This is a genomic window from Kitasatospora sp. MBT66, assembly GCF_000710405.2.
GTDB classification, from domain to species: domain Bacteria; phylum Actinomycetota; class Actinomycetes; order Streptomycetales; family Streptomycetaceae; genus Kitasatospora; species Kitasatospora purpeofusca.
Window position 1 is genome coordinate 257,630 of the sequence record NZ_JAIY01000006.1, and the last position, 21,292, is coordinate 278,921.

At 75.1% G+C, this 21,292-nt stretch carries 20 protein-coding genes; 9 read left to right on the forward strand and 11 right to left on the reverse strand.

The window, feature by feature from the left end:
* Positions 1-14: 14 nt before the first annotated feature.
* The 6 genes from BI06_RS13690 to BI06_RS13715 form a co-directional block, all read right to left on the reverse strand.
* On the reverse strand, positions 15-1,601 hold the full coding sequence (locus BI06_RS13690) for an MFS transporter (RefSeq protein ID WP_078880755.1): 1,587 nt from the start codon (positions 1,599-1,601) through the stop codon (positions 15-17).
* A gap of 81 nt (positions 1,602-1,682) precedes the next feature.
* Positions 1,683-2,237: a TetR/AcrR family transcriptional regulator gene (locus tag BI06_RS13695; RefSeq protein WP_030398581.1), complete on the reverse strand. Its 555-nt coding sequence runs from the start codon at positions 2,235-2,237 to the stop codon at positions 1,683-1,685.
* Positions 2,238-2,389: 152 nt separating this feature from the next.
* Complete coding sequence (locus BI06_RS13700) at positions 2,390-2,782, reverse strand: cell division protein SepF (RefSeq protein WP_051740983.1); 393 nt, start codon at positions 2,780-2,782, stop codon at positions 2,390-2,392.
* Between the two features lie 353 nt (positions 2,783-3,135).
* The gene (locus BI06_RS13705) at positions 3,136-3,957 is read right to left on the reverse strand and encodes a TVP38/TMEM64 family protein (protein WP_233290146.1); all 822 of its coding nucleotides are present in this window, start codon (positions 3,955-3,957) and stop codon (positions 3,136-3,138) included.
* Between the two features lie 117 nt (positions 3,958-4,074).
* On the reverse strand, positions 4,075-4,722 hold the full coding sequence (locus tag BI06_RS55130) for an RICIN domain-containing protein (protein ID WP_051740985.1): 648 nt from the start codon (positions 4,720-4,722) through the stop codon (positions 4,075-4,077).
* A 182-nt stretch (positions 4,723-4,904) separates the two neighbouring features.
* Positions 4,905-6,230 (reverse strand): MFS transporter, encoded by a 1,326-nt coding sequence (locus tag BI06_RS13715; protein WP_082558465.1) that lies wholly within the window; start codon positions 6,228-6,230, stop codon positions 4,905-4,907.
* A gap of 220 nt (positions 6,231-6,450) precedes the next feature.
* Here BI06_RS13715 and BI06_RS13720 point away from each other — a divergent pair, with 220 nt between their 5' ends.
* The 6 genes from BI06_RS13720 (at position 6,451) to BI06_RS13745 (ending at position 12,501) form a co-directional block, all read left to right on the forward strand.
* Entirely contained in the window at positions 6,451-7,659 is a 1,209-nt protein-coding gene (locus BI06_RS13720; protein WP_043468331.1) for an ROK family transcriptional regulator, read from the forward strand.
* 535 nt (positions 7,660-8,194) lie between these two features.
* Positions 8,195-8,611 (forward strand): molybdopterin-binding protein, encoded by a 417-nt coding sequence (locus BI06_RS13725; protein ID WP_030398575.1) that lies wholly within the window; start codon positions 8,195-8,197, stop codon positions 8,609-8,611.
* A gap of 24 nt (positions 8,612-8,635) precedes the next feature.
* Complete coding sequence (locus BI06_RS13730) at positions 8,636-9,085, forward strand: hypothetical protein (protein WP_030398574.1); 450 nt, start codon at positions 8,636-8,638, stop codon at positions 9,083-9,085.
* Between the two features lie 112 nt (positions 9,086-9,197).
* Positions 9,198-9,911, forward strand: coding sequence for a glycerophosphodiester phosphodiesterase (locus tag BI06_RS13735; RefSeq protein WP_030398573.1), 714 nt, complete (start codon positions 9,198-9,200; stop codon positions 9,909-9,911).
* Complete coding sequence (locus BI06_RS13740) at positions 9,908-11,071, forward strand: winged helix DNA-binding domain-containing protein (protein WP_082558466.1); 1,164 nt, start codon at positions 9,908-9,910, stop codon at positions 11,069-11,071. The genes BI06_RS13735 and BI06_RS13740 overlap by 4 nt, the downstream gene beginning before the upstream one ends.
* Before the next feature lie 269 nt (positions 11,072-11,340).
* A complete protein-coding gene (locus BI06_RS13745; RefSeq protein WP_082558467.1) occupies positions 11,341-12,501 on the forward strand; it encodes an AI-2E family transporter in 1,161 nt (386 codons plus the stop codon).
* Here BI06_RS13745 and BI06_RS13750 read toward each other — a convergent pair.
* A complete protein-coding gene (locus BI06_RS13750; protein ID WP_043468334.1) occupies positions 12,492-13,064 on the reverse strand; it encodes a hypothetical protein in 573 nt (190 codons plus the stop codon). The genes BI06_RS13745 and BI06_RS13750 overlap by 10 nt on opposite strands.
* A gap of 248 nt (positions 13,065-13,312) precedes the next feature.
* Here BI06_RS13750 and BI06_RS13755 point away from each other — a divergent pair, with 248 nt between their 5' ends.
* Together BI06_RS13755 and BI06_RS13760 are read left to right on the forward strand one after the other, a co-directional pair.
* A complete protein-coding gene (locus BI06_RS13755; protein ID WP_043468337.1) occupies positions 13,313-14,527 on the forward strand; it encodes an IS110 family transposase in 1,215 nt (404 codons plus the stop codon).
* 121 nt (positions 14,528-14,648) lie between these two features.
* Positions 14,649-15,566: a virginiamycin B lyase gene (locus tag BI06_RS13760; RefSeq protein WP_043468339.1), complete on the forward strand. Its 918-nt coding sequence runs from the start codon at positions 14,649-14,651 to the stop codon at positions 15,564-15,566.
* 13 nt (positions 15,567-15,579) lie between these two features.
* Here BI06_RS13760 and BI06_RS13765 read toward each other — a convergent pair whose 3' ends face one another.
* Complete coding sequence (locus tag BI06_RS13765; RefSeq protein WP_043468341.1) at positions 15,580-16,335, reverse strand: dienelactone hydrolase family protein; 756 nt, start codon at positions 16,333-16,335, stop codon at positions 15,580-15,582.
* Positions 16,336-16,489: 154 nt separating this feature from the next.
* On the opposite strand from BI06_RS13765, the gene BI06_RS13770 reads away from it, so the two are divergent.
* A complete protein-coding gene (locus tag BI06_RS13770; protein ID WP_043468344.1) occupies positions 16,490-16,888 on the forward strand; it encodes a hypothetical protein in 399 nt (132 codons plus the stop codon).
* A 41-nt stretch (positions 16,889-16,929) separates the two neighbouring features.
* On the opposite strand, the gene BI06_RS13775 is transcribed toward BI06_RS13770, so the two are convergent.
* The 3 genes from BI06_RS13775 to BI06_RS13785 form a co-directional block, all read right to left on the reverse strand.
* On the reverse strand, positions 16,930-19,998 hold the full coding sequence (locus tag BI06_RS13775) for an AAA family ATPase (RefSeq protein WP_043469481.1): 3,069 nt from the start codon (positions 19,996-19,998) through the stop codon (positions 16,930-16,932).
* A 289-nt stretch (positions 19,999-20,287) separates the two neighbouring features.
* Positions 20,288-20,479, reverse strand: a complete 192-nt coding sequence (locus tag BI06_RS50700; RefSeq protein ID WP_030396456.1) for a hypothetical protein — start codon at positions 20,477-20,479, stop codon at positions 20,288-20,290.
* A gap of 112 nt (positions 20,480-20,591) precedes the next feature.
* The coding region (locus tag BI06_RS13785) for a lanthionine synthetase LanC family protein (RefSeq protein WP_043468347.1) at positions 20,592-21,292 on the reverse strand (701 nt) is incomplete at its 5' end.

A 21,292-nucleotide genomic window follows, 5' to 3' on the forward strand; every position in this document is an offset into this window, starting at 1 on the left:
GGCCGGGGCCGTCGTCAGTGCACCGGAGTCCGCTCCGGCTCCGGCTCCGCCGCCGCGCCCGAGGCCGGCTGCTCCGGGGTGCCCGCGGCGGTCCGGTCGTTCAGGCCCCGCAGCAGACGCCAGGACAGCACCGCCGCACCCAGCAGCATCGCGCCCGCCAGCATCCCGGCCACGTTGACGCCGTGGACGAAGGACGTCCGGGCGCTCTCCAGCAGCGGTCCGGCCAGGGTGTCCGGCAGCCCGTGGGCCGCCTCCACCGCGCCGCCCAGCGACTCGCCGGCCTGCGTGGCCACCGCCGGGTCCGCGCCCGCCGGGACGACCAGCCGGCCCGCGTACAGGGCACCGACCACCGAGCCGACCAGGGCGATGCCGAGCGCGGTGCCCAGCTCGTACGCGGTCTCGGAGACCGCGGACGCGGCGCCGGACTTGTCGGCGGGCGCGGCCGTCAGCACCAGGTCGGCGCCGAGCGTGTAGACCACGCCCTCGGCGGTGCCGACCAGCAGGAACGCGGCGGCCAGCAGCAGATAGGTGGAGTCCTGCTGGATCCAGCCGAGCATCCCGATCCCGATGCCCATCACCAGCAGACCGGCGGTCAGCGCCGTCCGGGCCCCGGTGCGCCGCACCAGCCGGGCGGTCAGCAGACCGCCGACCACCGCGCCCGCGAAGGCGGGCAGCTCGGCCAGACCGGCCTTGAGCGGCGGGTAGCCGCGGACCAGCTGGAGGTACTGGGAGGTCACGAAGACCACGCCGGAGAGCCCGATCAGCGCGATCAGCGAGGCCAGCACGGCGGCCGTGAACCGGCGGTCGCGGAACAGCCGGACGTCCAGCAGCGGGGTGTCCAGCCGCAGCTGGCGCCGGACGAACACGGTCAGCGCGACCGCGCCCAGCACGGCGGTGACCGGCACGTCCCAGCGCAGCACGCCGTGCGCGGCCGCCTCCTTGATCGCGTAGACCACGCCGATCACACCGGCGAGCGAGAGCAGCACGCTCGCCACGTCCCAGCGGCCCGGGTTCGGGTCCTTGGACTCGGGCAGCAGCCAGGCGCCGAACACCAGCAGCAGCACCAGCACCGGGATGTTCAGCAGGAAGACCGAACCCCACCAGAAGTGCTCCAGCAGCACCCCGCCGACCACCGGGCCGAGCGCCGCGCCGGCCGTCGCGGCGGCGCCCCAGATACCGATCGCGGTGGCCCGCTCGCGGTCGTTCGGGAACAGGGTGCGGATCAGCGACAGGGTGGACGGCATGATCGTCGCCCCGGCCACGCCGAGCAGCGCGCGGGCCAGGATCAGCCAGCCGGCGGTGGGCGAGTACGCGGCGAGCAGCGAGGCGGCGCCGAACGCGGTGGCGCCGATCAGCAGCAGGCGCTTGCGGCCGATCCGGTCGCTGAGCGAGCCCATCGAGACCAGCAGTCCGGCGAGCACGAAGGAGTAGGCGTCGCCGATCCACAGCAGCTGGGTGCCGCTGGGGCGCAGGGTCTCGCTGATCGACGGTATGGCCAGGGAGAGGACGGTCGCGTCGACGGCGACCAGGGTGACGGCCAGGACGAGGACGGCGAGGCCGGTCCAGCGCTGGCGGGGCTGGAGGTGGACGGTGCTGCTCATGGGTATCGGTTCCGGTTCCGGTCCGGTGTGCGGCAGGTGGGGTCGAGCGTGAGGGGTGGGCGCGGACGTCGCGGGGTGGGATCAGCTCGGTCGTGGGGCGCGCAGAGCGCCGCCGAGGAAGAGCTCGGAGAGCGAGAAGACGGCGTCGCGCGGGGCCAGCCGGCCGTCCTGGATCGCCCAGCCGATTCCGGCGACCAGGTCGAAGAAGGCCTCGCTGAGCCAGGCGGCGGAGAGTTCGATCCGGAAGGTGCCCTGTTGCTGCCCGCGCAGGAAGAGCGCGTGCATCCGGGCGATCTGCGACTCCCAGAGCTCGTTGATCTCCTCGTCGTCGTAGAGGGTGCTCTCGCCGGTCAGGAAGGCGCAGAGGGAGGCGTCCGGGACCAGCGCCTCGACCAGGCGGCGCAGCGCGGCGTGCGCGTCGCCCTCGTCGACGGCGGCGCTGTCGAGCGCGGCGCCGAAGCGCTGGAGCCCGAGCAGGCCGACCTCGCGGATCAGCGCGTCCCGGCCCGGGAAGAGCCGGTGCAGGGTGGCGCGGCTGATGCCCGCGGCGCGGGCGATCTCGTCGAGGTGGGCGGTCGGGCGGCGGGAGAGCACGCCGACGGCGGCTTCGAGAACGGAGTCACGATCGGTGGCCATGGGACGAGTGTACTCCGAATGAGACGTGGATGTCTCAGAATTATTCTCGGTGCCTCATTCGAGTCGGGGCCGCCCGGTGTCCGGGCAGCAAAAAACCGGGGACGGCGAGTGCCGTCCCCGGTCCTGGGCGCCGCTGTGCGCGCGGCCGCCGGTCAGCTCTGGTTGTAGAAGCCGGTCTCGTCGAGCGGGCGGTCGATGACCATCACCTCGACGTCGGCGGGGGTCAGCAGGAAGACCCGCTTGGCGATCCGCTCGATGCCGCCACGGGTGCCGAAGATCAGACCGGAGGCGAAGTCGACCATGCGCTTGGCCTCCGCCTCCTCCATCTCGGTGAGGTCCATGACGACCGGGATGCTCGCCCGGATGTGCTCGCCGACGGTGCGGGCCGCCTCGAACCCGGTCGGCCGCAGGGAGACGATCTTCGTCGGGGCGGGGGAGGACGACACCGTCTCCTGCTCGACCCACTCGTCGTCGTACACCGCGGCCGGGTAGCTCCCGGAGGGCATCAGCCACCCGTTGTGGTGCTCGTCGCGAAGTGCTCCCATGCCGCGCCTCCCTGCCTCTGTTCCGTACAGGTCCCCCGGTGCGCGTGTCCTTTTGACACGTCATCCACTCGTCGGAACTGTCCGAGTATCGCACTGATCACCGGTGTCGTGCCCGCTCGCGCGGTCCGTACGAGTCGCGCCGCGCCGGGGCCCCGGGCGGACCCGGGCACCAGTTGCGACGCGGGAGAACGGCGTACGGTTGCGCGCGTAGACCATATCGGTCGCGGTCACCGCGCAATTGACCTTCTGTCAACAATGCGGGAACGATTTCACACGGGACCGACAACAACCCCGGGCGGCCGAGCGGATCCGATGTCCCGCGCGCCCGGCGTGCCGGCTCGGACGCCCGGCGCTCAGTCAGTGACCGTGCGCCGCCGCCGGGCAGCGGCCCGTCCGACCTGGACCAGGGTCGCCAGTCCGAGCAGCCCGAGCGCGCCGATCGAGAGCAGGAAGCCGGTCGACCCGGGCTCGCGCGCGGTGGCCGCCGCCGCGACGTAGACCGCGGTGACCGGGATCACCCCGAGCGCGGTCGCCCCGATGAACGAGCCGAACCGGACCCCGGAGACGGCGGCGCCGTAGTTGGCCGCCTGGAACGGCAGGCCGGGGAACAGCCGGAGCAGCAGGACGCTGCGGAAGCCCTGGTCGGTGAAGCGCCGGTCCAGCGCCACCAGCACCCGCCCGCGCAGCAGGCGCCGCAGCGCGTCCTGTCCCAGCCAGCGGGCGAGCCCGAAGGCGGCGGCCGCGCCGAGGGTGGTGCCCAGGACGGCGAGCAGCAGACCCTCCTGCAGTCCGAGCAGCAGGCCGGCGGCCGCGTTCAGGGCGGGCCGGGGGAAGAACGCCACCGTGCCCACCGCGTACACCGCGGCGAACAGGGGCCCGCGCCAGTACCAGGGCATCCCGTGGGAGAGTCCGCCGTCGAGCAGGGCGGTGGGGCTCCACAGCAGCAGCGAGCCGGCCGCCGCGCCGAGGATCGCCACCAGCAGGGCGAACCGGGGCCAGGGCGAACGGGCCGGGCTGTCGGCCGGGGCCGCGGTGCTGGTTGGGGACCCGGTGTCGACCGGATCCGGTCCCTGCTCCGGGGCGGTTCCGTCGGCCGGGGCGGGACTGTCGGCCAGGGCGGGTCCGACGGCCGGTGCGGGGCCGGGCGGCGGCGGGGAGGTCACGGGTGCGGGCACCGTTCGAGCGTAACGGGGCCGCCCGCCCGCCCGGGATGCGGGTACTCCCGGGCGGACAGGCGGACAGGCGGACAGGCGGACGGGCGGCCGACCGGTGGACCGGTGGGCCGGCCGGGTTCAGCCCCGGGCGGTGGGCACGGAGCCGTAGAACCACCACTGGTTGAGCCCGTAGGTCTGCGGCCACTGGATCACCGGGGTGCCGTCGGCCGGGGAGGCGCCCTGGACGTCCAGGTTGAGACCGCTGTTGACGTTGGTCAGGTTGTAGACGCCGGCGTGGTGGACCAGGGTCTGGGTCCACTTCTGGTTGGTCCCGCCGTTGCAGGGCCAGATGATCGCCTGCACGCCCCCGTCGGTGCTGAAGCGGGGGATGTCCAGGCACTTGCCGCTGGCCACACTGACCAGCTCGCCGGCCTCGGTCCAGTACCACTGCTGGTTGGTGCCGCCGTTGCAGGTCCACTGCTCGACGAGGGTGCCGGAGGCGGTGCTCTGCCCGGTGACGTCCAGGCACTTCTGGGTGTCGGAGGGGTTGGCGGTGATGACCGTCGTCGGAGCGGTGGCGGCGACGGGGGTGACGACGGCGGCGGTGCTGGCGGAGTCGCTCGGGCGGGCGGCGCCGGTGGGGTCGGCGGGGCCGGCAGGGCTGGTGGGGCCGCCGGGCCGGGAGGTGGGGGTCGCGGTGGCGGTGGCCGGCGCCGCGAGTGCGGCGGCGAGAGTGAGGGTGAGGGCGCCGGCGGCGAGCGCGGCGGCGGAGCGAGGGCGGGTCATGGGGTTCCCCTCGGTGGGTGGCTTCGAGAACGCGGTGCCGAGGTGACCGACGGCCGGCGGCCCGAAGAGGTTGTACGCGATGTGACGAAAGGTTAGAAGCCCGTCGGGCGATCCGGCCTCGGGCGCGCGGAGGCCGGGCACGCGGTGTGCGTGCCCGGCCGGCGAGCGGGTGGCCCCAGGGGTCAGTTCCCGGGGATGTTCGGACCGGAGCCCCGGCCGGCTGCCTCCCGCAGGGCCGGTTCGCCCACGACCGGCTTCCGTGCGTGCCCGCCGCCCGGTGCGGCGGCCGTCGCCGCGGCGTCCACCGGTGTGATGCCGCCCGGCCGACCGCCCTCGGCCCGGCGCAGCGCGCCCGCCCCCAGCAGCAGGGCGAAGGAGAGCGCGGTGACCACCCCGAAGGAGACGGTGAGCGAGGACGCCTGGGCCAGGCCGCCGACGATCGCGGGCGCGACCAGGCCCGAGGTGTAGGTGACGGTGGCGACCCCGGCGATGGCCTGGCTGGGGTTGTCGCCGATCCGGCCCGCCGCCGCGAAGGCCAGCGGGACGACCACGGCGACGCCGATCCCGATGAGCGCGAAGCCGGGGATCGCGACCGCGGGCCGGTCCGCGACGACCACCAGCAGGCCACCCGTCGTCGCGACGGCGCCGCTGAGCCGCGCCGCCCGCACGGCGCCCACCCGCTGGATCACCGCGTCGCCGGCCAGTCGGCCGACCGCCATGGTGAGCGCGAAGGCCGTGTACGCCGCGGCCGCCACGGTGGGCGAGGCGCCGGTGACGTCGCGCAGGTAGACACCGCTCCAGTCCATCGACGCGCCCTCGGCGAACACCGCGCAGAAGCCGACCAGCCCGATCACCAGCGAACTGCGCGGCGGAAGGGCGAACCGCGGCGGCTCCTCGGCCTGCTCGGGTGCGCGCAGATCGGGCAGGGCGGTGCAGACGGGCTGGGCGAGGGCCAGCAGCAGGACGGCCGCCACGGCGAGCTGAAGCCGCGGGTCGAAGGACTGGTGGGCCGCGAGGATGCCGATGCCGGAGGCCACCAGCCCGCCCGCGCTCCACATCCCGTGCAGGCCGGACATGATCGAGCGGCCGATCCGCTGCTCGATCTCCACGCCCTGGGCGTTCATCGCCACGTCGGACATGCCCGCCGTCGCCCCGTACGCCAGCAGGGCCAGGCAGAGCACCGGCAGCGAGGGTGCGAGGACGGGCAGGGCGACGCTCAGACAGCAGAGCGAGAGGAGAACGCGCACGGCGGCCCGTCCGCCCCAGCGGTGCACGAACCGGCCGGCCAGCGGCATCGCGAGGGACGAGCCGATCGCGGGCATCACCAGGGCCAGTCCGAGCTGGCCGGGGGAGAGGCCGAGGTGGTGCTGGATCCAGGGGATCCGGCTGACGAACGTGCCGCCGACGGCGCCGTGCACGGCGAAGACGAGGGCGACGGCGACGCGGGCCCGGCGGGCGGCCTCCGGTGTGCCCAGGGGTGCTGGTCCTGTGGTCGGGCTGGTGGTCATCCGGTTCTTCCCTCCCCACCGCGTGCCGCGGCGGTGCCCCGTGGGTGGTGGTTTCGATGGTCCTGCTGATCGCCGCCCTTGTCAGCGGGCGGGCGTCCCTGCGTCGTTCCTGCGACGGCCGTGCCCGGCCGGTCGCTGGTCCGGAAGATGCGCCGGGCGACGGTTCGATAAATTATCAGGAAGGGACCCTGATAGAAAGACTCTGGAAGGATGTGCGGCCATGACCACCGCGCGCACGGCCACGCCGAGCACCGCCCGGGCGATCAACGACCGCCTGGCGCTCAATCTGCTGCTCGACCAAGGACCCCTCACGGCGACCGAGCTGCGCGAGCTCACCGGGCTCTCCCGGCCCACCGTCGCCGACCTGCTCGACCGGCTCGGCCGCAGCGGCCTGGTCGCCGTCGTCGGCGAACGCGGCGAGCAGCGGCGCGGCCCCAACGCCCGGCTCTACGCGCTGGTCGCCTCCCGCGCCCACCTGGCCGCCTTCGATGTCCGCTCCGGCGGGGTCTCCCTGGTCGTCGCCGACCTGGCAGGCCGGACCCTGGCCGCCGCCGACCTCGTGGTCGAGGACCCCGGCGCCGACGCCGCCGCCCACCGCGCCGCCGCCGACCGGATCGTCCGCACCCTGCTCGACACCGCCCGCCGGGCCGAGGTCCCGCACCTGCACACCGTCGCCGTCGGCGCCCCCGGCCTGGTCGACCCCGCCACCGGCCGGCTCCAGTCCACCGGCGAGCTGCCCGCCTGGCACGCCGAGCTCCTCGCCGCCCTGCGCGAGCTGCCCGGCACCGAGGTGATCCTGGAGAACGAGGTCAACCTCGCCGGGCGGGCCGAGTACCGGACCGGCGCGGCCCGGGGGCGGGACGACTTCGTCCTCGTCTGGCTCGGCCACAGCGTCGGCGCCGCCGTCGTCCTGGACGGCAAGCTGCGCCGGGGCATCGGCGGCGGCGCTGGCGAGATCTGCTTCCTGCCCGTGCCCGGCACCACGGCGCTGCCCACCGCGACCGGCTGCGAGGGCGGCTTCCACGGCTTGGTCGGCAGTGCCGCCGTCTGTGCGCTGGCCCGCGCCCACGGCCTGCCCGCCGACCCGGCCGACGACGCGGCCGCCGCCGAGGCCGTTGTCCGCGCCGCCCTCGACGCGCTCGGCGACGGACGGCCCGGCGGGCCCTTCCTGGACGAACTGGCCGAGCGGATCGCGCTCGGCACCTCGGCGATCTGCGTCGTCCTCGACCCCGGCTGCGTCGTCCTCGGCGGCGAGGTCGGCCGGGCCGGCGGCGCCGAGCTCGCCTCCCGGGTGGAACGGCGGCTGGCCGGCCTCTCGCCGGTGCGCACCGAGGTCCGGGCGGGCGAGGCGGGCGGCGGCGCGATCCTCGGCGGCGCGGTCCTCACCGCCGGCGACGCCGTCCGGCGCGACCTCTTCGGCGAGCCGTAGGGCGGTGACGGGGTGGGTCGGCTCGGTCCGGGTCGGGTCGGGCGGGGTCGGCTCGGGTTGACGAAACTTTGCAAAGTGCTTCCGGGGCCGGGCGGCGGGGCACTTTGCAAAGTGCCCCGCCGCTGGGTCGACGGGACTTTGCAAAGTGCATCCAGGCCGGGTCGGCGGAGCTGGCAAAGTGCCGCTGAGCTGGGCTGATGTGACTTTGCAAAGTGTTTTCAACTGAGGTTGACGGGACTTTGCAAAGTGGCTCGGGGGACGGAGCCGGAGGGCGACAAGGGCGAGGAGAGCGCGAGCCGAGGGCAAGGCGAGGGCAGGGCGAGGGCGAGGGCGAGCGTGGAGAGCCCGCGATGCGAGCGCGCGGCGGGGCCGGGGCGGGGCCGGGCTTCACGGGGTGGGCGTCCGGTGCGGCAGGATGGGCGGCGGGCCCGGGGCCGTCCGACGGACGGTCGGCCCGACCAGCGGCCCGCCCTCGGTCCGCCCGTCGGGCCGCGCGCCCGCCGGACCGTCCGAACCACCGTCAGGAGTCGCAACCATGGGCCACCCAGGGGCACCGGCCAACCCGTACCGGATCGGCGAGGCCGCCGCGCTGCTCGGCGTGAGCGCCGACACCATGCGCCGCTGGGTGGACGCCGGCCGGGTCGTCGCCGAGCGCGACGAGCACGGCCACCGGATCATCGCGGGCGCCCGACTGGCCGCGTTCGCGCGTGAGCTGGCCCGCCCGGAGACCGCCGCGGCCGAGGGCCGTCCCTCCTCGGCCCGCAACCGCTTCCCCGGCATCGTCACCGCCGTGGTGCTGGGCGACGTCGCCGCCCAGGTGGAGATCCAGGCCGGGCCGTTCCGGGTGGTGTCGCTGATCAGCCGGGAGTCGGCGGAGGAACTGGAGCTGGTGCCCGGGGCACCCGCGACTGCAGTCATCAAATCGACCAATGTGATGATCGAACGACGCTGAGCCCGCCGAGGAGAGGACCGCCCGATGCCCCACCCACCGCTGCCGTCCACCCAGAGCGCCGTCCTCGCGATCGAGGCGACGGCCGCCCGGCACGGCCGCGAGGTGAGCACCGGTCACGACATCGGCCGCGACCGGACCTTCGCCGGACTGGTCGGCGCCGACGGCGCGGGCGCGGACGAACTCGCCGCGATACCGCACGAGGCGCTGGTCGAGATCGCCGGTCCGCCCGAGGTCACCGTGCGGCTGTTCGTCCACGACGAGGCCCTGGTCACCGTCGACGGCGTCGCGTTCGACGTCCCGCGCGACAGCGTCCCGGCCTTCCTGAACTCCCTCTGGACCGGGCTGGTCCACGTGCGGCAGCGGATGTTCCCGCCCTCCTGCACCATGATCGTCACCGTGCCCGGCGAGCCGAGCTACCGTGAGGCCGTCACCCTGCTCGACCTGACGCCCTGGCTGGCGGGACGGATCCGCTGAACCGACCGACCGCCTGGTGACCCGACCGCCTGGTGAACCGACCGCCTGGTGACCCGACTGCCTGGTGAACCGACCGACGACCGGACCTGTGAACGGATCGATGAACGGACCGATGACCGCCTCCGCCACCCGCCGCCCCGTGCTCGCCGTCGCCCACCGCGGCGACCCCTACCGCTACCGCGAGAACACCCTCCCCTCCGTCGAGTCCGCGTTCGCCGCCGGCGCCGACGCCGTCGAGGTGGACGTCCGGCTGACCCGCGACCGGGTCCCGGTCCTGCTGCACGACGAGACCCTCGAACGGCTCTGGGACGACCCGCGCCCCCTCTCCCGGCTCACCGCCGAGCAACTCGACGGGATCGGCGGCGGCCGGTACCGCGTCCCCACCCTCGCCGAGGCACTCAAGACCGCCGCCGCCACCCCCGGCGGCCGGCTGCTCGTCGACCTCGACGACGCCGGCCCGGTCGCCGCCACCTGGGAGGTGATCACCGGCCTCGGCGCCGAGCGGCGGGTGGGCTTCTGCGGCCCGGCCACCGCCATGCTGGCCGTCCGGGCCGTGGCCCCCGAGGCCGAGATCGCCCTCACCTGGAAGCAGCCCCGGCTGCCCGCCCGCGCCCTGCTCGACGATCTGCGCCCGCGCTGGATCAACCCGCCGTTCGGCCTCGCCACCCCCGAGTTCACCGCCGCCGCGCACCGGGCCGGACTGGAGGTCTCCACCTGGACCGCCGACCTGCGCCGCACCATGCGCAAGCTGGGCGCGGCCGGCGTCGACTCGATCACCAGCAACCGGATCGCCCTGCTGCGCGCCGTCCTGGACGGCCGCCGATGAGCCCGTCGAGCACGGGCGCGCAGGCCGACGGCGGGGCGGCCGACGGCGCAGCGGCCGAGGGCGGAGTGCTGGGGCGGCGGGCGCTCGGACGGGCGCTGCTGGCCCGCCAGCACCTGCTGGAGCGGACCACCGCCACCCCGATCGCCATGATCGAACACCTCGGCGGCCTCCAGGCCCAGGCCGCCCCGCAGCCGCCCTACCTCGGCCTGCTCTGCCGCCTCGACGGTTTCACTCCCGAGGCGCTCACCGAGCTGATCGAGAGCCGCCGGGTGGTGCGGACCGCCCTCCAGCGCGGCACCATCCACCTGGTCACCGCCGAGGACTGCCTGACCCTGCGTCCGCTGCTGCAGCCGGTGCTCGACAAGGGCCTGCGCGCCGCTTTCGGCAAACGGCTGGTCGGCGTCGACCTGGACGCGCTCGCCGCCGAGGCCCGCGCCCTGGTCGAGAAGGAACCGCGCACCTTCCAGCTGCTCGGCACCGAACTCGCCGCCACCCGCCCCGACCGCGACCCGGCCGCGCTCGCCCAGGCCGCCCGGGCCCTGCTCCCGCTGGTGCAGGTCCCGCCGCGCGGGCTCTGGGGCCGTGGCGGACCCGCCGCCCACACCACCGCCGAGGCCTGGCTGGGCCGGTCGCTCGACCCGGAGCCCTCGCTCGACGACCTCGCCCTGCGCTACCTCGCCGCCTTCGGCCCGGCCACCGCCGCCGACCTGCAGAAATGGTGCGGCCTCAGCGGGCTCGGCCCGGTCCTGAAGCGGCTCGCGCCCCGCCTGGTCACCTTCCGCGACGAACACGGCCGGCTGCTCCACGACCTGCCCGAGGCGCCCCGGCCGGACCCGGACACCCCGGCCCCGGTGCGGCTGCTCGCGCCGTTCGACAACCTGCTGCTGTCGCACGCCGACCGCACCCGGGTACTGCCCGAGGAGTACCGGCCCCGGGTGATGACCCAGAACGGCCTGGTGCTCGGCACCCTGCTGGTGGACGGCCTGGTTGCCGGCAGCTGGCGGCTGGACGAGGAGCGCTCCGGCGCCCACTCGCTGACGGTCCGCCCGTTCGGCCCGCCGCTGGACCCCTCCGACCGGCGCGCCGCCCTGGCCGAGGCCGAACGGGTGCTCGCCTTCGCGGGCGGCGACGGCGAGGTCCGCTTCGAGTCCGCCGAATAGCGCGCGGCAGCACGAGGCAGCACGAGGCAGCGCCGGGTGGCGCCGACCAGCGCTGGCGTCCGGTCCCCGGACGGCCGTTCGCGCCGGGGTGACCCGTTGGGGTGGTTCGACGGCGAGTGCTCTGTACCCGCACCGGAGGGCTGGCTTCAATCGGTCCAGCCCCCGGGCGGCGGCCGCACAGCGCGCGTTCGATCTGATCATCTGTTGGGATGGGGCTCACCTGCACCGATCGCCCGACGGGGGCGGAAGGCGGATGACGGGAGGAACGGATGCCGGGCGAGAACCCACCCGAGCCGCGGCCGGTCGACCACCGCCGCCCCTACCTCATGCTGCCGCCCCCGCTCCGGGCGGCCGCCGCCTGGTCCGCGGCGGTCGTACTGCTCATCACCGTCGCCTCGCTGGTCGTCTTCGCCCTGGTCGAACTGCGGGCCGCGACCGTGCCGGTCATCCTGGCGCTGCTCGGCACCTCGCTGCTCTACCCGGTGATGCCGTGGATGGTCCGGCGCGGGTTCAGCCGCTCGGTCGCCGCCGGGCTCACCTGCGCCGTGCTGGTCGCCGCCGTCGGCGGGGTGATCGCCCTGCTCGTCAACTCGCTGGTGCACAGTGCCCCGCAGATCGCCCACGCCCTCCCGGAGGCGGGCAACCGGATCGCCGACTGGCTCGGACCCGTCGGCGAGAAGATCCGGCACGCGCTGGCCGACGCCCAGGGCGAGACCAATTCGCTCGTCTCGACCGTCACCGACGGCGTGCTCTCCGGCCTGGGCCTGGCCACCCAGATCGCCACCGGCGGCGTGCTGGCCCTCGCCCTGGTCTTCTTCTTCCTCCGGGACGGCCACCGCACCGGCGAGGTCGTCCGCTCGTACCTGCCCGCCCGCAGCGCGGAGACCGTCGTCCAGTGCACCGAGCGGGCCTTCGACGCGATGGCCGGCTTCATGCGCGGCACCACCCTGATCGCCCTGATCGACGCGCTCTTCATCACCGTCGGCCTGCTCGTCCTCGGGGTCCCCGGTGCGCCCGGGCTCGGCGCCCTGGTCTTCATGGGCGCCTACATCCCGTTCGTCGGGGCCTTCCTCTCCGGCGCCGTCGCCGTCCTGGTCGCCCTCGCCGACGGTGGCCTCGGCACGGCCCTGTGGGCGCTCGGCATCGTTGTCGCCGTCCAGGCCGTCGAGGGCAACGTCCTCCAGCCGCTGATCCAGAGCCGCACGGTGGAACTCCACCCGGGCACCATCATGGTCGCGGTGGTGGCGGGCGCGGGGATCGCCGGCATCATCGGCGCCCTGCTGGCCGTGCCGATCTGCGCCGCCGGGCTCGGTGTCGTCTCCGTGCTGCGCGGCGATCCCGGGCGGGGCCGTCGCGGCGACCGGGACGGCGGGGCCGCCGCGGCAGGTCCGACGGCGGCCGCCCCGGTCGCCGGGGGGCGTCAGGAGTAGCGCAGCGGGCGGCCGCGCCGCAGTGTGTACTCGGCGGCGCGCAGGAACAGCGCGGCGTGGAAGGCGATGTCCAGGTCCTCCGTCCAGGGGCCCGGGGAGGTGGCGGCCGCGGCGGCCGCGTGCTCCTCGAACCAGCAGTTGATCTCCAGGTTGTCGCAGTGCTCGGGTATGCCGGGCGGCAGTGCGAGCAGCTCGGCCAGCCGCCGGGCGGCGGCGAGCGCCCGGTGCGCGTCGCCGACCGCCGTCATGTCGTTGTAGGAGCACTCCACCGGCAGCAGCACCGGCGCCTCCAGCTCCACCGGGAGCAGCACGTCCCAGCCGAGCAGGGCCTCCACCGTGCCGTCGCCCAGCTCGCGGCAGAACGCCTCGAAGCCGCTGATCGGCCGGTTCAGCTTCGTCTCGAAGTGCTGCCCGGAGCCGGCCCGGAACTCCGTCGCGGGCGGGCAGACGAACGGCGGCAGCCCCCGCCCGGTCAGGACCGCGTCGAGCTCCCGGGCGACCGGCCCGAGGACTTCCTCGTCGAGCCAGTCGTCGGCCTCGACACTCACCAGATAGATGCCCATGCCGAGGACGCTAGGCCACCCCACTGACATTGATGCTGATACTCAGGTTCCGGTGGTCGTGGCTCTCCCACTGACTGACGCCCTGCTGGGTTGTCCTTTGGCTGTTCTGTCCGGCCGCCGGGACCTGTTCTCATGGCTCCGGCCGGGTGGAACATGACCTGATAGGAGCTTGGTTCAGAAGCCCCTTCAATGTCCTGTCTGCTCCACCCGGCCGGCGCCGACCTCCGGCTAGGGAAGGCATCATCAGCATGACATCAGCGGTTGAGCGGGACACAGCGGGCCAAGGGGTGTTCGGCGGGGTCGACTCCCACGCCGACACGATCCACGTCGCGGTCATCAGCGACAACGGCGGCCACCTCGCCGACGCCGAGTTCACCACCACCGCGGCCGGATACGCAGCGGCCCTGGCCTTCCTCGGTGCCCACGGCCACGTGCTGGCGATCGGCGTGGAGGGCACGTCCTCCTACGGGACCGGCTTCACCCGCGCCGCCCGCGAGGGCGGCCTGACCGTGGTCGAGGTCAACCGGCCCGACCGGGCCGAGCGCCGCCGCGTCGGCAAGTCCGACCCCATCGACGCCTACGCCGCCGCCCGTGCCACCCTGTCCGGACGCGCCGACGCCGCTCCGAAGGACGACACCGTCTCCGGCATGCGCGCCCTGCACAATGTCGCCCGCTCCGCGATCAAGGCCCGCACTGCCGCCCTCAACCAGATCACCCACATCCTCGTCACCGCGCCCGAGGCGATCCGCACCCGCTACAGGCGGCTCAAGGCGGCCGAGCGCACCGACGCCCTGGCCCGGCTGCGGCCGGCCGGGGACGCGATCCACGTCGCGGTCCTGGCCGCGCTCAAGAGCCTCGCGCGGCGCGTCAAGGAACTGACCGCCGAACACGAGGCCCTCACCAAAGCCATCGACGCGGAGGTCACCGCCCACATCCCCGGCCTGCGGGCTGCCTACGGCGTCGGCCCCGACACCGCCGCCCAGCTGCTGGTCACGGCCGGCGGCAATCCCGAGCGCATGCGGACCGAGGCCGCGTTCGCCGCCCTGTGCGGCGTCGCACCCGTGCCCGCCTCCAGTGGCAGGACCAACCGCCACCGCCTCTCCCGGGGCGGCGACAGAGCGGCCAACGCCGCCCTCTACCGCATAGCCCTCTGCCGGATGTCCAGCGACCGGCGCACCCGCGACTACGTCGCCCGCCAGAGCGAGGCCGGCCGGACGAAGAAGGAGATCATCCGCCTCCTCAAACGCGCCATCGCCCGCGAGATCTTCCGCTACCTCACCACGAACGTCGCCGTCCCGGGGATCGCCGATTTGCGACCCGCCCGCCAGGCCAAGAACATCACCCTCACCGCCGTCGCCAACCACTTCGGTGTCTGGCCCGCGCCCATCTCCACCCTCGAGCGCGGGATCCGCCGAGACGACGACCTCGCCAACGCCTACCGCGACTGGCTCAAAGCCGCTTGACAGCCCATAGGAGCATCAATCGGCGGCGAGCGGTGGTTTGCCCCCGGCGGGGCGTTTGGGGGAGAGTGCTTCGCGCACGGTTTTGTTGTTGAAGTGTCAAGAGACAGGGGTGGGGCGACCGATGACGATCGAACGGGTCGTGGTGTCGGACGGTGCGGCCGGGCCGTACGGGGTGGCGGTCGGGGCCTACGGCGCGGTGTGGTTCACCCTGGTGCACGCCGGGGAGATCGGACGGCTGGCGGCGGACGGGAAGGTGACCCGCCATCCGCTCGACTCGCCGGACTGCGGACCTGCGGTGATCGCGGCGGGGCCGGACGGCGCCCTCTGGTTCACCCGGATGCGGGACCACCGGATCGGCCGGATCACCGTGGACGGCGAGGCGGTCTCCTTCCCGCTGCCCACCGCGGACTGCGGACCGTACGGCCTGGCGGCCGGCCCCGACGGCGCGCTGTGGTTCACCGAGATGAACGCCGACCGGATCGGGCGGATCACGGTGGACGGCGAGGTCACCGAGTACCCGCTGCCGGCTACCGGCGGCTTCCCCTCGATGATCGCCGCCGGGTCGGACGGCGCACTCTGGTTCACCCTCAACCAGGGCAACGCGATCGGCCGGATCACGGTCGACGGCGAGACCGCCCTGTACCCGCTGCCGACCCAGGGCGCGGCCCCGGTCGGCATCACGGCGGGCCCGGACGGCGCGCTCTGGTTCGTCGAGATCGGCGCCGGCCAGGTGGGCCGGATCACCGTGGACGGCGAGGTGACGGAGTACCCGCTGCCCGACCGCGAGGCCCGCCCGCACGCCGTCACCGCGGGCCCGGACGGCCGGCTCTGGTTCACCGAGTGGGCCGCCGGCCGGATCGGCTCCCTCACGCCCGACGGTGCCTACGCCGGGTACGAGCTCGACGGCGGCGAGGGTGGCGCGGCCCCCGAGCCGCACGGCCTCGCCGTCACCCCGGACGGCACCGTGCACGTCGCCCTGGAGCTCGGCGAGATCGCCCGGCTCGCCGGGGCGGCACGCCCGGTCCGCATCGGGCACTGACGGGCCCCTCCCCTCAAGTCCGCACGGCGGGACCACAGCCGGGTGCCTCCGTCACGGGCAGGCACTCGGCGAGCAGGTCGACGACGTCGCGCCAGGCCCGTTGCGCGTGGCGCGGGTGGTGGCCGACGCCGGGGACGGTGGGGTGGTCGACCGTGGGGTGGTGGAAGGCGTGCAGGGCGCCGCCGTAGACCGTTAGGCGCCAGTCGACGCCCGCGGCCTGCATCTCGGCGGTGAACGCGTCGTGTTGCGCGGGCGGCATGATCGGGTCCTCCGACCCGACGCCGGCCCACACCGGGCAGTGGATGTGCGCCGCCTCGCCCGGCCGGCCGGTGGTCAGTGCGTTGACCGTTCCGATCGCGCGCAGGTCGGCGCCGTCGCGTCCGAGTTCCAGTGCGACGGCGCCCCCGGTGCCGTAGCCGACGGCGGCGGTCCGCTCGGGGTCGGTCCGCGGTTCGGCGCGCAGCACCCGGAGCGCCGCGCGGCCGATGTCCCGCATCCGGTCGGGATCGGCGAGCAGCGGCAGGCAGCGGGCCAGCATCTCCTCGGGGTCGCCCAGGTAGCGCCCGCCGTGGAGGTCGAAGGCCAGGGCCACGTACCCCAGTTCGGCGAGGGCGTCGGCCCGGCGGCGCTCGACGTCGCCCAGGCCCGTGCCCTCCGGTCCGATCAGTACCGCTGGCCGGGGCCCGGTGCCGGCCGGGAGCGCGAGGTGCCCGGTCATCGTCAGACCGTCCGCCGGGTATTCGACCGTGCGCGTCGAAATCGTCGTCATGGGACCGGACTGTAGTGATCGCCGGGCCCCGTCCGGCCGTGTTCCGCCACCGGCGGAACAGCGCGGGTGTCCCTCTGGGCCGGTGCTCCTGCAACAGGCCGGCGGGCTCGCGGGGCCGATGACGGCAATTCTTCGGTGCCAGTAGCCTCCTGCCATGACGGGATCTTGGTACGTCGTCCTCGAAGAGGAGACGCATAAGGACGCGCACATCGACGGGAGCAGCTACGACCTCTACCGCTGGCACCTGGCGCAGAGCACGGAGGTCCTGGGCACCCGGGAGGCGGCCGAGGCGGCCGCACGGGCGCTCGCGGACAGCCACGTCCCCGAGAGGTTCGGCTGGCTCCTGAGCCTGTACCCCGGAGCCCGGCCGGGTCGCCAGGTCTACCGCATGCCGGACGGCACCCTGCTGGTCCGAATGACGCGCCGGCACGACGAGACCCGCTTCCGGGTGAGCGTCGGCGAGTTGATCGCCGTGCAGGAGGAGGTCGAGGGCGAGCGCCTCCCGGATTCCCCCTCGGGCCTCAGGCGCCTCTTCGGCCGGGGCTCGCGGTGAGGGTCCGGGTCGGGCTCCGGGCCATCGGTGCCCGGGGCCGGTCAGGGGCCGCTGTGGAGTTCGGTGGCGAGGGCGCAGAGGGCGGCGCGGTCCGGGTGGCCGGTCTTGGCGAGGAGGCTGGCCAGGTGCTTCTCCACCGTGCGCGGTGAGATGGAGAGCTTGCGGGCCAGCTCCTGGTTGCCCGGGCGGTCGGCGAGCAGGACGAGCACCTCGTACTCGCGGACCGTCACCCCGCAGGTGCGCAGTCCGGCCGGGACGGCGTCGCGGCCGCCGCGGTGCTGGGCGACGCTGGCGCCGGCCCGGCGCAGCAGGGTGCGGCAGGCGGCGGCCACCGGCTGGACCTCCAACTGGTGGAAGTACTCCTCGGCGGTGCGCAGCCAGGCCACCGGGTCGCCCCAGCCGTCGGTGAGGGCGGCCTCGGCGGCGAGCCGCAGTGCGAGGTGGTGGGCGAGCGGGAAGGACGCGGCGCCGGGGCCGGTCTCGGCGATCGCGCGGGCGGCCTCGGCGGGGTGGCCTTCGCGGCCCAGCAGCACGGCGTCCGCGAACCGCAGGAACTGGCGGTTCCAGGCGAGTTCGGCGGCGGGTACGGCGGCGGCCCGGTCGAGCGCGGCGCGGTCCCAGCGGCCCTCGACCACCTCCAGCAGCGGGTGCAGGCCGTGTCGGCCCGCCAGGTAGAACACGCTGGGGTGCTCCTCCTCCCAGGCCAGTCCGGCGGCGAGTTCGGCGCGGGCGCCGGGGCGGTCCTCGGCCAGCAGGGCGCCGACCGCCCGGCACAGCCCGTAGCGCAGCGGGGTCAGGAAGGACTCCTCGCCGCCGGCCTGCCGGAACCGGGCGAGTTCGCGCTCCATCTCGCGGGTGCGGCCGAGGTGCGCGGCGAGGGTGGCGGAGGAGAGCAGCAGGTAGCGGTGGGCGGCGAGGTTGTGCAGCCGGGCGGTGGCGTCGAGGCAGCGGTCGACGATGGTGCGGGCGGTGTGCCACTCGCCGCGCATCACCGCGTTCATCGCCAGCAGTCCGTCGAGGGTCTGGGTGAGGACGATCGCGCCGAGTCCGGCGGCGGCCTCCCGGGCGCGTTCGAGTCGGGTGCCGTCGCCGGTGCGCATGAAGGCGTTGGCGCCGAGCCGGAGCATGGCCTCGACCCGCCAGACGGGGAGGGCGTTGGCCTCGGCGACGGCCAGCATGCGTTCCAGGCAGGCGTCGGCGGCGTCGAAGCCCTGTTCGCGGGAGAGCAGGGCGAGCAGCTGCCAGGCCTGGCAGGCGACCACCGGGAGGCCGGCGCGTTCGGCCACTTCGGCGGCGCGGCGGGCGCGTCGTTCGGCCTCGGCGAGGCGGGCCGCGGTCGGCGCGGTGGGCGCGGTGGCCTCGCGGTCGCCGTCGCCAAGGTCGACGCCGTCGCCGCCGTCGGCCGGGGTCGGGTTGTGGTCCGGCAGCAGGGCGAGGTGGCCCTCGACCACGGCCAGCGCGGCGTCCTGCTCGGGGCGCGGCCGACCCGCGGTGAGCGTCCGCGCGGCGGCCACCTGGGCCACCGCGTCGGGGCCGCGCTCGGCCATCACGGCGGCCCAGGCGAGCCGGGTGTGCAGCTCGATCCGGCGCTCGACGGCCGGGGTGGGGAGCGACCCCCGCCCCTCGCCGGAGCCGGAACCGGAACCGGAGCCGGGCGCGCCGGTTGCGCACTGCGGGACCGGAGGCAGGGTGCGGACCAGCTCGAACGCCCGGTCCAGCTGCCCGGATTCGGCCAGCGCCGGGAGCAGCCGCTCGGTGACGTCGGCCCGTTCGGCGTCGGCGGCGAGTTCGTGCGCGCGTTCCAGCAGGACCACGGCGGAGCCGGCCGCCCCGGCCTCCAGCACCCGTCGGCCGGCTTCCGCGAAGTGCACGGCCGCGCCCGCCCGGTCGCCGCTCAACAGGAGCAGGGAGGCGACCAACTGGCGCCGCTCGTCGGCGAGTTCCGGGTCGGCGCGGACGATGGCGCGGGCCGCCCGGCGGGCCAGCGCGGCCCGTTCGGCGGGGGCGAGGGCCGCCGTCACGGCGTCGGCGGTCAGCGCGTGCCGGAAGGCGTAGCGGTCGGGTGCGGAGCCGTCCGGCACGATCACATTGGCCTCGGAGGCCGAGCGGAGGTGGCTGAACAGGGTCCGGTCGTCGTAGCCGGTGATCAGCTGGACGGTGGTCACCGAGAACCGGCTGCCGAGGGTGGCCGCCGTCAGCAGCAGTTCCCTCACCTGGGGGTCGAGTTGGTCGATCCGGTGGCCCCAGCTGCGGACGATGGTGCTCGGCACGCCGGGCCGGGAGCCGTCGGCCAGCTGCCAGCGGCCGTCCTCGGCGCGCCGCAGCGCGCCCCGGTCCAGCAGGTCGGAGAGGAGTTCCTCGACCAGGTACGGGCAGCCGTCGCCGCGTTCGACGAGGTGCTCGACCAGCGGCGGCGGGAGTTCGCCGGTCGCGTCCTCCAGGATGGCGGCGGCCAGCGCGGCCACCTCGGCGGGCGGCAGCGGAGGGAGTTCGGCGACGGTCGCGGCGCGGCGGCGCTCGGCGGCCCGTACCAGTTCCAGCGCCGGGCCCGGTTCGGCCCGCAGGGTCGCGAGCAGCAGGACCGGCAGGCCCGCCAGGTTGTCGACCAGGTACTCCAGGACGGCGACGGTCTCGGCGTCGGTGTCGTGGAGGTCCTCCAGCAGCAGGACGCAGCCCTGGTCGCGGCCGAGCACCGCGAGCAGCCGGAGCAGCGCCTCGGCGAGTTCGACCACCGTCTCGGGGTAGGCACCCGCGCCGGCCGCCGGTGCGGCGTCCCGCCACTCGGGGACGAGCCGGGCGAGCGCGGGGCGGTAGGGGGCGAGTTCGGGGTCGGCGGGGGGACCGGCGGCCCGGAACCGTGAGGACAGCGCCTCGATCAACGGGCGGAACGGCGTCACCGTGCCGGTCGAACTGCCCCGCCCGCGCAGCACCGGCAGGCCCAGTCCGTACGCGTGGTAGGCGCATTCCCCGGCCAGCCGGGACTTGCCGATGCCGGCCTCGCCGAGCAGGAAGACCGCTCCGCCGGCCCGTTGCCGGGCAGCGGCCAGCGCGCCGCCGAGCATCGCGAGCTCCGCGGCGCGGCCGACGGTGATCGACGACGTGGTGCGCACCATGGGCGCAGGCTACTTGACCGGGATTCCGTTCTGAAGTGCGTTGAATCGATCACGAAGCAGACACCGTGTCAGCACCGGGTGGTTGCCGTACGACCACAATCGGTGAACAGGGCCTCCACCTGTCGGCGGGCCGGGGCGCGCGGGTGGGGCGGGGTCCGCCGCCGAGGGGCTGCCCGGTCCTCGGCGGCGGACGGTCCGGCCGGTTGCGGCCGGGGGTGGTGCTCAGGGTCGGGCTGTTCTCGAACGGATCAGAAGAGCCGGCGGGGGATCAGAAGGGGACGGGGCATCAGAAAGGGGTGGTCATGGTCGGGAACTCGATGATCGGTGGGATCGCCCCGCCCGTTCCGGCGAGCAGGTGGGAACGCAGGCCCAGGCCGCCGCCCGAGCGCAGGCGGATCTCGCCGGCCGGGTGGTCGGCCGTCTCGCCGGGGCGGACGGCGGTTTGCGGCAGGGTGAGCCGCTCGTCGTGGCTGTGCATGGTGGGGAGCTCCGTTCGTGGTGGTGATGGATGGTGCGGGAAGGAGGACGTCGTGCGGGCGGCGCCGGTTCGGTCGGGGGTGGCCGGGCGGCCCAGGGGCCCGCCGGTGCGGTCAGCGGAGCGCGACCGGGCTGCGCGGTCCGCCGACGACGCGGAGGGAAGCGGCGGTGGCCGGGACGGCCGGGGGGTCGGGGAGGGCGGTGTCGAAGGGCCGCGCCGTCCGGTGGGTCGCCGGGGCGGGACCGGTCGCGGGGCCCGGTCCGCCTGCCGCCGGGGCGCGGGGGCGCAGCAGCAGGGCCGACGGTACCTGGTCGGGGAAGCCGAGGCGGAGCAGTCCGTGGCCGATCCCGGCCAGACCGGTGAGCAGTCCGGGGTGCGGGACGTGGTCGGGCGTGCCGGACCGCGCGCCGTCCTGGTCGACGGCGGCCAGCAGGGCGCCGGCCCGCCGGACCCACGGGGTGCGGCCGGCCGCGGGCCCGTACCGGCCGAGCAGTTCCAGGACGCCCAGCTCGCCGTGGCACAGGCTGTGGTCGCCGAGCGGGGTGGCGCGGGCGGTGTTCCGGACGGCCCGCTGGGCCCAGTCGGCGAGTTCCCGGTCGGCGAGCGCGAGCGGGCTGTCGAGGACGGCGAGCGCGATCCCGGGACGGCCCCGGCACCAGGAGCCCTCGCGGGAGCGGACGGCGGTGGCCGTGCGCAGGGCGGCCAGGCCGGCCCGGTGGTGCGGGCCCTCGGGTGGCTCGGCGGTGGCCTCGGCGTAGCGCAGCAGCGCCCAGCCGACGCCGGCCGAACCGTGGGCGAAGCCGGCGGTGGCGG